Annotated in this window: 13 protein-coding genes; all 13 read right to left on the minus strand. The window is 58.4% G+C overall.

The genetic code is table 11. The features are described from left to right. Positions 1–31 precede the first annotated feature (31 nt). Positions 32–970, minus strand: coding sequence for a sigma-70 family RNA polymerase sigma factor (locus RBB81_RS16405; protein WP_353071399.1), 939 nt, complete (start codon positions 968–970; stop codon positions 32–34). Positions 971–1025: 55 nt separating this feature from the next. Then, the gene (flhA, locus tag RBB81_RS16410) at positions 1026–3110 is read right to left on the minus strand and encodes a flagellar biosynthesis protein FlhA (RefSeq protein WP_353073946.1); all 2085 of its coding nucleotides are present in this window, start codon (positions 3108–3110) and stop codon (positions 1026–1028) included. Positions 3111–3145: 35 nt separating this feature from the next. Beyond that, on the minus strand, positions 3146–4327 hold the full coding sequence (locus RBB81_RS16415; protein WP_183788114.1) for an EscU/YscU/HrcU family type III secretion system export apparatus switch protein: 1182 nt from the start codon (positions 4325–4327) through the stop codon (positions 3146–3148). A gap of 54 nt (positions 4328–4381) precedes the next feature. Next, positions 4382–5164 (minus strand): flagellar biosynthetic protein FliR, encoded by a 783-nt coding sequence (locus tag RBB81_RS16420; RefSeq protein ID WP_218892452.1) that lies wholly within the window; start codon positions 5162–5164, stop codon positions 4382–4384. A gap of 8 nt (positions 5165–5172) precedes the next feature. Next, entirely contained in the window at positions 5173–5454 is a 282-nt protein-coding gene (locus tag RBB81_RS16425) for a flagellar biosynthetic protein FliQ (RefSeq protein ID WP_257025771.1), read from the minus strand. A gap of 18 nt (positions 5455–5472) precedes the next feature. Beyond that, positions 5473–6288 (minus strand): flagellar type III secretion system pore protein FliP, encoded by an 816-nt coding sequence (gene fliP / locus RBB81_RS16430; RefSeq protein ID WP_246373433.1) that lies wholly within the window; start codon positions 6286–6288, stop codon positions 5473–5475. Between the two features lie 68 nt (positions 6289–6356). Continuing rightward, complete coding sequence (locus RBB81_RS16435) at positions 6357–6662, minus strand: flagellar biosynthetic protein FliO (protein ID WP_179583851.1); 306 nt, start codon at positions 6660–6662, stop codon at positions 6357–6359. 85 nt (positions 6663–6747) lie between these two features. After that, complete coding sequence (locus RBB81_RS16440) at positions 6748–7089, minus strand: FliM/FliN family flagellar motor C-terminal domain-containing protein (protein ID WP_179583853.1); 342 nt, start codon at positions 7087–7089, stop codon at positions 6748–6750. Between the two features lie 41 nt (positions 7090–7130). After that, positions 7131–7715: a flagellar basal body-associated FliL family protein gene (locus tag RBB81_RS16445; protein ID WP_353071400.1), complete on the minus strand. Its 585-nt coding sequence runs from the start codon at positions 7713–7715 to the stop codon at positions 7131–7133. A 199-nt stretch (positions 7716–7914) separates the two neighbouring features. Then, complete coding sequence (locus RBB81_RS16450) at positions 7915–9360, minus strand: flagellar hook protein FlgE (protein WP_179583857.1); 1446 nt, start codon at positions 9358–9360, stop codon at positions 7915–7917. 83 nt (positions 9361–9443) lie between these two features. Next, positions 9444–9908, minus strand: a complete 465-nt coding sequence (locus tag RBB81_RS16455) for a flagellar hook capping FlgD N-terminal domain-containing protein (RefSeq protein WP_179583859.1) — start codon at positions 9906–9908, stop codon at positions 9444–9446. Between the two features lie 46 nt (positions 9909–9954). Beyond that, a complete protein-coding gene (locus RBB81_RS16460) occupies positions 9955–11688 on the minus strand; it encodes a hypothetical protein (RefSeq protein ID WP_353071401.1) in 1734 nt (577 codons plus the stop codon). 68 nt (positions 11689–11756) lie between these two features. Continuing rightward, positions 11757–12239 carry a hypothetical protein gene (locus RBB81_RS16465; protein ID WP_183788111.1) on the minus strand — a complete coding sequence of 161 codons (483 nt, stop codon included), beginning with the start codon at positions 12237–12239 and terminating at the stop codon, positions 11757–11759.

Here is a 12239-nt window from a genome sequence, read left to right on the forward strand (position 1 = left end):
AGAGATCTTTCACAACGACTCGATCAGAGCGTCAACGTGTTCCAGTCTTGCGCTTCGAAGCCTTGGCCTTCACAATCCCAGCAGAGTCCCCTGGCCGCAGACTCGCAAGCGACGCCCTCAATCTCACCACCGCCGAAGAGTGGATCTGCGAGACCCTCGACTCCACCACGCCCAACGTCAGTCCAATCTCTTTCATCGTCAGCTCTTCGTAGTAGTAAAGCGTCAACACCATGCGCTCCTTCTCCGGAAGCTCGTCGATCGCATCCGCAAGCCGCTGCTTCATCTCACCCTTCAAGCAGCGAAACAGCGGATCGTCCTCAGGCGCACCAGGAACATAGGCGAGTTCCTCGTCACCGGAGTCCTCCGAGCGCTCCATGTGCAGGCTTCCAATCTCGAGCCCCTTCAGATCGCCCAGCAGCGCCTGATACTCCGCCAGCGTCAACGTCATCTCCCGCGCAATCTCCTGCTCCGACGGCGCTCGTCCGACCCGCTGTGTCACCGCACGGATCGCCTCTTCGACCGCCCTGCCCTTCCGTCGCAGCTCCCTCGGGCTCCAGTCCAGGGTCCGCAACGAATCAAGAATCGCCCCGCGAATTCTGAACTGCGCATAGCTCTTGAACTGCACCTTCTTCTTGTGATCAAACTTCGAGAAGGCATCGATCAACCCAACGACACCGGCCGATACCAGGTCGTCCAACTCCACATGCTGAGGCAGTCGTTCGTGGATGCGTCGTGCCAGGTAACGCACCGTCGGCAGATGCTCCATCAAAAGCAGGTCCCGCTCCGTGGCACTGCCATCCCCTGATGCTGCCAGTCCCTCTCCGGTAAACGGAGTGAATATCCCCGCCTCCGCAATACCCGTCACCTCGTCAAACCGTGCAGCCTCCAGCGACGTCCACTGCTCGCCCGTCAGCTTCCCCTTCGGCAACTTCTGCCCAACCTGTACCGGAATCGAACTCCCTGTGTTCATACTTCCTCCATTCCTCATCTGCCGCTACTCCTTACAGCCGTCCTACATACCGTCTCTACCCAACCGTGCCGATGCTCCGTACCCGAATCTCCGGAGGAATCTCTCCTGGCGCCAGCACCGTCACCTTGGGCAGAAACGGCTCCAGCCAGCGCCGCACGTGATATCGGGCTGGACTCGGACATAGAAGCACGGGGAGTGCCGAGGTCGAGGCTCCTCCGGTTAGGCGTTTCACAGATTCCACAAGCCGCTTCAAGAAGTCCGACCGCATCCCCGCTGGACGCGCACCATCCCCCAGCAGCAACCCGGCTCCCTGGGGATCGAAGGTCTGCTGCAGCTCGCTCTCCAGCTCCGGATCCAGCACCAGCACCTTCAGGCCGCCCTCGTTATCCAGCAAAGAGTGCACGAGCCCTCTCCCCAGCGACTGCCGCACACTCTCCACCAGGTGCACCACGTTCTTCGACTGCTGCGCCGCCTCCACCAGAATTTCGAGGATCGCCCCCAAGTCGCGGATCGAAACCTGCTCTCGAAGCAGTTGTTGCAACACCCTCTGCACTTCGCCCAACGTCATCAGTTTCGGCACCAGCTCTTCCACCAGCTTCGGATGACTCTCGTTGAGGCTGTCGAGGAGACGCTTTACCTCCTGTCGACCCAGCAGCTCATGCGCATGTCGGCGAATCAACTCGCCAAGGTGCGTTCCAATCACAGTCGTCTGGTCCACCACCGAGTAGCCGGCAGCCAAAGCCTGCTCTTCCAGACCCGGCTGAATCCACCGTGCCTGCACGCCAAACGCCGGCTCCTTCGTCTCCACACCAGGCAGCACCCGCGCCTTCGGATCCGAGTTCACAGCCAGCAACCAGTTCTGCTCCGTCTGCCACCGCGCAATCTCAATCCCGCGAAGACTCACCACATACTCCCGAGGCTTCAGCCGCAGATTGTCCGTGATATGAATCGGCGGAACAATAAAACCAAGCTCAGTCGCCAGATGCCTCCGCAGCGCGCGAACGCGGTTGAGCATCTGCCCGCCCTGCTTCTCATCCACCATCGGGATCAGCTGGAATCCGATCTCCAGAGTCAGTTCATCCATCTTCAGCAACGAAGCGAGGTTCTCGCCCTTCGCCGCATCTCCCGCCTTCGCCTTATCCCCCTTCACATTCGCTTCAGCCGCCTCCTCCGCCAACAACAGAGAGGCGTTCTTTGCCGCAGGCAGTCGCCGCGCAATCAACCCAACCCCAACCGCAAGCAACACAAACGACAGCTTCGGCAATCCAGGAATCAAAGCCAGTCCAAGCAGCACTCCACAAGCAATCCACAGCGTGTTGCGCCCCTTCAGAAGCTGCGTTCCCAACTCCTCATCGAGCGATCCCGCCGACGAAGCCCGCGTCAACACCATGCCGCCCGCAATCGAGACGAGTAGACTGGGGATCATCGTCACCAGGCCATCGCCCACCGTCAGAATGGTGTAAGTCTTCACGGCCGTCGCGAGATCCGTACCATGCTGCAGCACACCAATCAGCAATCCAGCCACAATGTTGATCGCCGTAATCAAGATCGTCGCCAGCGAGTCCCGCTGGTTGAACTTCGCAGCACCGTCCATAGCGCCATAGAACTCAGCTTCCCGCGCGATGGCCTGTCTCCGCTTCCTCGCCCCCTGCTCATCGATCAGACCGGCGTTCATATCCGCATCGATCGCCATCTGTTTACCCGGCAGAGCATCCAGAGTGAACCGCGCCGTAACCTCCGCAGTTCTTACCGCACCATGGCTCACCACAAGAAACTGAATCGCGATCAGCGCAAGAAACAGCACCAGCCCAACAACATAGTTCCCGCCCACCACAAACTGCCCAAACGCTTCAATCACCGCGCCGGCAGCGTGTGTTCCCTCCTGACCATGCAGCAGAATCCTGCGGCTCGAAGCCAGATTCAACGACAGTCGAAACAGTGTCAGCAGCAAAAGCAACGTAGGAAACACGGAGAAATCCACCGCTCTCCGCACCTGCACCGCCGTCAGAAACACAATCACCGAAGCCGTAATGGACGCGGCCAGCAAGATATCCAACACCACACTCGGCACTGGGATAATCATGACGAACACCATGCTGATAGCAGCCACCGGCAGCATCAACGTCTGTAGCTTCGCCATCTGAAAGCCACTACTCTTCTTTATCGCTGCTTCACTCACATCCCACCTCCAAAGCCACGCATTCCAACCATCCCAGTCGTACCCACATTGCCTCTCCCATCGAGCAGCCGTCCGGCAATCTGCGCCTTCTGCTCTCTCTCTTTTGCCTGGCGATCCTGGCGCACTCGTTCTTCAACCTTCTGCCGATACAGAAAGGCCAGAATTCCAGCTACCGCCGCATACAGATCGAATGGAATCGACTGCCCCGGTTCGACCATCTTGTATAAACTCCGCGCCAGCGGCGGATTCTCGATGATCGGAACCCCCGCCCATCGTGCCTCTTCGCGAATCTCCGCGGCCAGCAGATCACGCCCCTTGGCCAGTACCGTCGGAGCCGACATCGTCTCGAAGCTGAACTCCAGCGCCACCGCATAGTGCGTGGGATTGGTGATCACCACACTCGCCCGCGACATATCCGCCTTCACCTTGCGCTTACGCATCGCCCGCTGAATCTGCCGGATCTTCGCTCTGATCTGCGGATTGCCCATTGCATCGCGCACTTCTTCGCGCATCTCCTGCTTGCTCATCTTCAGCCGCTGATTCCAACTCCTCCACTCGATCGCGTAGTCCAGCGCGGACCACGCCAGCGTCACCCAGGCCGCATCGAGCGCCAATCCATACGCTGCAGAAAAAGTCGCCGGCAGTCGCAGCAGACTCATCACTGGCATAGGAATCATCAACGCCTTCAGAGCTCCCCAACCCAACACGACCATTACCGAAGCCGGCACCAGCGACTTCACTAGTCTTGTCGCCGACCGCAAGCTGAACAGGTTTCCCAGATTCGTAACCGGATTCAACTTAGAAAACTTCAACTCCACCGCGCTCGGGTAGATCTGCACCCCACCGCTCTGCGCCACGCCAGACACCAGGGCCCCGGTAAAGCTCGCCGCCATCACCAACCCCACCGGCAGCAGCGACGGCACCAGGATTCGTCGCACCGCAACATTGAAGAGCTGCTCTCCGTTCAACCCGCTCGCGTTCGTCGTAGCAGAGCGCAGGCTCTCCTGATACACCTTGCCCCAGCTAGCAACAAACCCATTCGACATCGCACCAAGCATCACCACGCCGCCCAGCATCGCCATCGCCGACAACAACTCACGGCTATGAACACTGTCGCCCTTCTCCTTCGCCTTCTTCTTTCGTAGTGGTGTAGCCTGCTCTGTACCCTTATCTGCCATGAGGGTTCCCTCTCATGCAGTACGCCACTCTCTTCTCACTCACCATCACGACGCTCATGCCCGCACCAGCATCTTTGCCGCAGCATCCAGCAGAGCCGTGAAGTGCCGCTCAATCCATCCAGGCCACACCGCAAGGCTCGCGATCAAGACCACATACGACACCATCGTCTTGATCGGGACACTAATCACAATCGAAGGCAGCTGCGGGGACAGTCGTGCCACTAACGCAATCGTCACCTCTACTGCCAGCGCGGCAGCCATCACAGGAGCAGCAAGCTGCACCCCCGCCAGAAAGATCCCACTCGCCATCATGGCCAGTGCCACTCCGGTCTTTGCTTGCATTACTGCCTGTCCCACAGGGACAGCCGAAAAACTCCTTACCACTGCGGCCAACAAGCTCCGATCCAGCCCCGAGCCGATGATCACGAGCACTCCCAACCAGCTGAGCATTTGCCCCAGTACCGCCGTCTCGATCATCGAGTTCGGATCCAGCAGATTCACCAGCGAAAAGCTGAACTGCAGTCCCAGCAGCGTTCCCGCAAAGGTCAGCGCCTCATTCAACAACATCAACGAAAGCCCAAACAGCAGCCCCACACTCAACTCGCCCAGCAGCGCCCTCCCATCAAGCACTGCACGCGCGCCCGGAACCGTCGCCACCGCGGGCGCCAGCAGAATCGTCATTGCAAACACAAACCCAGCCTTGATCCGCGGCGCAATTGCCGAGGAAGAGAACACCGGAGCGAATACCATCAGCCCGCTCAGCCGCACCATCACCAGAACAGCTGCCGACAAATACTGCGGCCAATCCGCCATCAATCCACTCACTTCACGATTCATAGCGGCCTCTATCCCAGGTATCTGTGAAAGTCAGTGAACAGCCGAACCGTGAAGCCCACTAACCGGTGCACCATCCATGGAAGCACCGCCACCGTGATGACAAAGACCACCACCAACCTAGGCACTGCCGTCAGCGTCTGCTCCTGCACGCTCGTCAGGGTCTGCAGCAAACTCACCGCGAGACTCACCAGGGCCGCCGTCACCAGCAGCGGCGCGCTCAAAAGCATCGCCTCAATCAACACCCGCCGCATAATCTCCACTGTCTGATCCGGTCCCATCCCTGCTCCCATCGCCACGTGCGCGCTTCCCTAAAAACTCTTGATCAACTGATCCGCCAGCAGACTCCAACCGTCGATCATCACGAAGAGCAGAATCTTCAACGGAGTCGAGATCACAACCGGCGGCAGTTGCATCATGCCGATCGAAGTCGTAATGCTCGCCACCACCAGGTCCACTAAGAGGAACGGCAAAAACAAGATCGCGCCAATCTGAAATCCAGCCTTCAACTCGCTCAGAATGTAAGCCGGAACCACCACCTGAATCGGCAGGTCCTCTCTTTTATTCGGCCGCGCAGCCATTCCTGCAGACGCAAACACAGCCAGGTCTTTCTCCCGGGCATAACGCAGCATGTAGCGCTTTACCGGAGCCACGCCCAGGTCCAGCGCCTGTTCCCCGGTGATTGTCCCCGCGCTGTAAGGAGCAACCGCAGTCTGCTCGACCTCAAGCAGAACCGGCTGCATCAGGAACCAGGTCATCATCAACGCCAGCCCCATCAAAATCTGGTTCGACGGAGCAGTCTGCGTCCCCAGCGCCTGCCGCAAAAAGTGAAACACCACCAGCAGCCGCACCATCGGCGTCATCGACAACAGCAGCGCCGGCAGCAGAGTCAACAGCGTCAACCCGACCACGATCGACCACGGAACGCTCTTGGTTCCCGCAAGCTCCGATGCGATCGAATCGTTTTTCTTCGCTCCCGAAGTTGGCCCCGCGCTCGCGCCTAAACCACGCACCTTCACGCCTGCTTTGCCAGTCTTTGAAGCCGCCTGTTCATGCTCCCCTACAGAGCTTCCTGCGGACTTCTTGACCCAGAACGACTCCGGCGCCATAACGGCGGCAACCATCATCGAGCTCTCTGCCCGAGCATGGTTCGCAGGCAAAGCCATTGCTAACCCTGCCAAGGCCAATCCCAGCATCATCGGCATGACTCGTCCCACCTATCCGCAGCGAAATCGAGCGTTGCCTCAGCCTTCAACCGCACAATCGTATCGACACTTTCGAAGCTGCCTCCAACCAGAAAGCTCTCCCCTGCACAGGTCACCAGCATCAGTTGACGTCTCCCGCCAAGAGGCAACGTCTCCACCAGCTGAAGCTTCTTCTCTTGAGAAACTCGTTGCCCGCGCCAACCTCGCACTAAGCCAAGTACCCATCCGGCCAGGCCCTCTACCTCGTATGCCGACGCTTCGTCCAAATTCGGTCTCACACCCCGCAAAAGCCGCATCTCAACTCTCCGTCTCAACACTTTGTCCTATTTGTAACTTCGTCTGATCGTCTCTACTAGTAGCCCGCCACTGCCCACTCGGCCCCTAGCCCAGCCGCGTCACCCGAAGTCCCATTCGTTGGTCCACGACCTCAAACTCACTCCAACCCAGTTGCACCTGGCCAACCATCAGCGGCACGTCCTCGGTTTCAGGCGAGACGCTTTCAAAGACCTGCCCTACCTTCAACGTCAACAGGTCCCGGACCCTGAATCGGTTCAGAGCCACTCCAACCCGCATCGTGATCCGTAGCTGCGACAGAGTCTCCCACGAGGGATGTGCCTCAATCCGTGTCATCCATGGTGCGTCCGGCGGCGTCCTGACTAGATCCAGACTTGTCTTCCCCGCACCCTCTGCACTGAGCACCGCCAGCTCCGTCCCTGTCATCATCTCTCCCCCCTCTTCTTCTCTGCAGCAAGCCAGATATTGTGTCAGCGCTGAACCAGAAAATCGGTGAAGAACACATCCATCACCTTCAAATCAGTGTTGTGTTCGGCCAACGCAGCTTTCAACTCGGCCTTCAGTTGTTCCTTTCCATCGACAGCCAGCAAGCGATCCGCAGTCTGTCTCCCCAGCACCGTCAGCATCGTGTCTCGCACCGACGCCACCGCATCACTGGTCTCCTTATCTTTGGGCTTCTCTTCCTTGGGCTTGGCCTCTTTGCCTTCCGCGGCGTCAGCCACACGCAGGGTCATCGCCACACGCAGGTAAGAGCTGCCACCCGCATCCGCCAGGTTCACCAGTAGCGGTTCCAACACCATGGCGTGTGTCGTGGTCGGTGCGGCGACCTCCGCCTTACGAGCCGAGCTTTCTCGCCCCGGCAGCCGGCCTGTCCGCGCCAAATAATACACAACGCCACCAACACCCAACGTGGCAACGAGAACTCCCACCACCACAGCAATCAACAACGGAATAAGGGGAAACTTAGCTGCCACCGGAGCCGCCACCGAAGTGGGAGAGGAGCCCGGAGGAACTGTAGAAGAGACGCCAGCAAGAACTGTAGGTGAAGTAGCCATGATGCCTGGAGAGATTGCAAGCGGGTGGCCAGTCCAACGTTCGCTAACATTAGCGATTCTTCAGGATCGCCAACGAAAGGCTCACCCCCGAGCCTTCGACCTATGCAAACAAAAAAAAACAGTCGAGGCGGCCAGCCGGTAGAACCCATCTTCCAGGTCCCGCACCCGCTAAGCCGCCTCAACCCGCTTCAGAAGAATGCTACCGAACCATCGCGATCACATCCTGCGAGATCGTATCGAAGGTCGTCACCGTCTTCGAGTTGGCCTCGAACGCTCTCTGCGCAACAATCAGATTAGAGAACTCTGTCGAGATATTGACGTTGGACTGCTCGAGCGTACTGTCATCCACGGCACCGCGCCCGCCAGTTCCGGCCACTCCTGCAACCGCCTGCCCCGAGGCCCCAGTCGTCTGGAAGTTATTCCCCCCGACCGACACCAATCCCTGCACGTTGGCAACATTCGCCACCGCAACCTGGCCGATCGTCTCCGAGTTGCCGTTGCTGAACTTAGCTTGAATCACGCCACTGGGGTCTACGGTGAATCCCGTATAGTTGCCGCTCGCAAACCCATCCTGAGGAGTCGCCCCGTTGCTGTTCGCAGACGCCAACTGGCTAATCAGCGGGGTTGTGCCGGCGCCATCCAGGTTCCAGTTGAAGCTGAGATTGCTCGCTCCATCTGCCAATCCCGTAAACGTAATCGGACCCGGAACCGTACTCACCGGACCAAGGTTCGTCCAGACAACCTGATTGGCTCCCGCGTTATCGGTTGTAGTTGATCCTGGTGCCGCGCCCCAGACCGGGGCCGCGCCCCCGGTAGTGCCGGTGCCTGAGATCGAGGTCACCTTCTCCAGATTGCCGTTCGAATCAACGACAGTGCTTCCGACCGTCACCGCAGTAGAAGTCGGCCACGTTGGCGTCGTCGGCGTCTGCGGAGGAATCAGATTCCCCGACGTGTCGAAGCTTAGAGTCCCAGTCGCGTTCGCCGATCCGGCTGCATCGCCCGCAGGCAGTGTCACAGAGTAGCTCCAGGTGTTCGTAGCGGTTTTGTCATAGGTAATCGTTGCCTGATGGCTCTGACCGAGCGAGTCAAAGATCTCTACCGGCGTCGTAAACGTTGTGCCAACCGTTGCTCCAGAGTTCAAGTTAGCTGTCACTGAAATATTCTGTGTTGCCTGCGCTCCTTCGGTGGCACCCACCGGAAGCGTAATCGGCTGCGGATTGGTGTTGGTGTTTACCACGCCAGCCGTCGCCGGATAGCCCAGAACAAACTGACCGTCCTGAGTAGTCAAACTTCCGTTATTGGCCACCGTGAAGTTACCCGCCCTGGTCAGAGACTGCTGACCGTTCTGCTCCACGATGAAAAAGCCATTCCCATCCAGAGCCATATCGCTCGTATTCCCATTGGCATCCGGCAAAAGTGTTCCCTCACTGAAGTCAGTACTCGTCGAGCCGACCTTAGTTCCCGATCCAACCTGAATCGGATCGCCCGCTCCCGACTCTCCGAGCTGTTGGTGGAACAGATCTTCAAACGAGGTGGTCTGCCCTTTATAGGCAACTGTGTTAAGGTTCGCCAGATTGTTTCCAATCGTGTTCAGCGCCGTCGAATCAGCTTCCAATCCTGACAGTGCAATCGAAAAATTTCCCATCGTCTTCTCCTTGGTCTTTCTGTTTGTCGTTCTGCTGATAGCGGTCCGCTCTCAAGGAACGCTACGGACTGTCAATGTTTGTCTTAGCTCGCGGTAGAGCCGCCCCATATCGCGTTCTGTCCCGGAATCGTCTGCAGACCCGATGCAGCATTCGCACTCGCAACTGCGGCAGCCGCGTTCGAGCCCGATCCGGAGCCAGAGCCAGAACCGGAAGAAGGTGACACTGCACCATCCAGTGTCCCAATCCCTTGATTAATCGAAATCAGCTGTTCAAGGCTATTCACCTGTGCCAACTGCGTAATGTATTGGTTTGGATCCGTCGGCTGGGTAGGATCCTGATTTTTCAACTCGCTGACTAGCAGAGTAAGAAAGTCCTGCGACGTAATATCGGACGAACCAGCCGAGGAACTGCTCGCACTACTCGGACTACTGCTTGAATCTTTTGGCGTCGCCTTTACCGCCGCGCTTCGCGGAGCCAGAGCCGAAGCCACTGTTCCCGCTGCTGAACTCCCTGATCCTGCAATCAAATTTCCCAAAGACCAATCCATTGTTCCTCTCCTCGTGTCCTGCTGCTGCTGAAATGAACTCCCTCGGTTATGCCCTAACGCTTAACCAGCTTCCGCCGCTCCCATACGTCGCCAGCGGTAACGTCCCATCCTCATCAACTCCGTGCAAACTCTGATAACTCGTAACGTCTTTCGCACCCCCCGCAGCCGCCTTCACAGAGCCCTGTTGTTGTGCTCCTTCATTGCTCTGCCGCGGCGTCTGCCCGCTCCCTCCACTCTCTGGTCCAACAGGGGTACCGCGAGACTCCGCCCCCGCGCTCGCCGTTGGATGAACGACAACCGTGTTCACCGCAACCTTCTCCGACTGAAGATAAGCCGTCAGCGATGGAAGCTCCCGATGCAGCATCTCCTGACTCGCCGCCGACGGCGCCGACACCGATGCGTTCACCACCCCGCCGTCCGTAATCTCTGCCCGAACCTTCAACCACCCATGTGTTCCATCCGGGATACCAACCTCAAGCGCCGTTGGAGTCGCAGACAAGGTTCGCGGCATCGGCTCTGTGGATCGTGCGACACTACCCAAGCCATCCTGCTCTCTCAATCCATTCGACAAGCTCGTTGTAGAGGTGCTGCCTCCTCCGCCGGGCAGCTTCGCTAATCCCGTGACAAACGACGTTGCCGCTCCTGCCGTAGCATCAGCTCCCGGCGCCGGTGCATGAACCGTTGCCACAGAAGGCTCGCCAGTCAACCGTGTCTTCGTATCACTGTCACCTCCCGCACTCGCCGCTACCACCTGCAATCTCTCTCCTTTCGCATCGGGTTTCGCCGGTGCAATCGAGTCGCCTGGAGCTGCCACCGTTGTCTCACGATCCGAAACGGAGGTCTTCGTGTCATGCACAGAATTCTCGCTGGCCGACTCGTTGGTAGGCGCAGACAAAGGCGTAACCCCGAAGGATCTGCTTGTCATAGGAGCGCTGCCAGAGCCTACTCCGCTCTTGTCGCCCTCAGGTTTGAGTGTGATATTCGAAGTCGCAACGGGCGCGACAGGCACACCCATCACAACAGGCACAGCCGTATTATGGCCTGCGGTCGGATTGGACGACGGGACAACAACTACATGCGTCGATTTCGTATCGTTGGCTATCGGAGGCACTGTTGCGGCACCGCTCTTCGCAGCCGCAGCAGTCTGAGAAGGCTCTCCCTCCTGCGTCTTCGTTGCTGTCTTCTTCACCGGAGCAACTTCCTGGGTCTTGCCCGATACCAGGGTCTCTCTCTGAGCCACTGGTGCCTGAACATTAGACATCTGAATCTGACTCTTGCCCGCTTGATGCTCCAGTGGTATCGCTTCGTCCGCCTGCAAGGGATCGGTCGAGGCAACGTAAGGAGCCGCTGGGGTCTCAGCCTCGTTCTCTTCCGTGTTCACGGGAAGTTCGGCAACCTGCGTCTCTGTATCTTTTGTCTTCGTCTGAACCTGCGTCCCCGCCGCGGTCGCAGTATGCAATGGCACAGTCTTTCCTTCATGGATGTCTTTGTTCTCAACCAGGGCTCGTATCTCCTGGCCGCCGCCCGCCCTTGCCTTAGCAACGTTCGCCAAGTCGGGCATGTCGATCAGGTTCTTCGCGGTTGATTCCATCTTTCCATTCGACGTATCGGTTGGCGTCGCAACCATGGAGTCTTTCGCCAAAATTCCAGGAGCGATCTCTACGCGAGCATCGAGGGTCTGCGCGAACGTCGGCCCTTCGAGCTGCTCTATGTCGTGAGCAACCGTCTGCTTACTGCTCAGCTCTGCACCCATAGCCATCAGAATCGCCGTACTCATCATCTCGGTCCTCGCCCATCTCCTGCGACTGGTGCAAATGCAATCCACGTTCCAAACTCGCCGCGAAATGATTAGGAGGCCTTCATCTGCTCACCCTCTTCTGCCTTCTCCTTCACGTCGGTCCATCGCCGTCGCGACAGAAAAAGATCATCGGAGGAGGATTGCACCCTTCTGCCCTCTTCGATCGCCGCCCGCGCCTCCATCTCTTCGAAGACACGTTTCATCTGTTCCTTCTTCAATCGGCTCGCGACATACTGTTCTCTCGCTGCATCACTCAGCTCCTGGCGCTCGACACGAATATGTTCCAGCTTCTGCCGCCTCCACCCCGCGGTCTCCTGTTGGGTTTCGGACATCATCCAACCCACACGATCACCCACGGTCAATGCTTCACGCCCATCGATACGAGCCGTCTGCGCCACACTTTGCTCTACCGAAATCGCCTGCTGTGCCTCGCGGACAGCTGTTGTCAACCTTTGCAACTCGGTCGAGTGCATCTGTTCGACTGCGGCGTACAGGTTCATCAATCGCTGTAGGGTCTCTAAACGTGTCGACAT

The sequence above is a fragment of the Tunturibacter gelidoferens genome (assembly GCF_040358255.1).
Classification (GTDB): Bacteria; Acidobacteriota; Terriglobia; order Terriglobales; family Acidobacteriaceae; genus Edaphobacter; species Edaphobacter gelidiferens.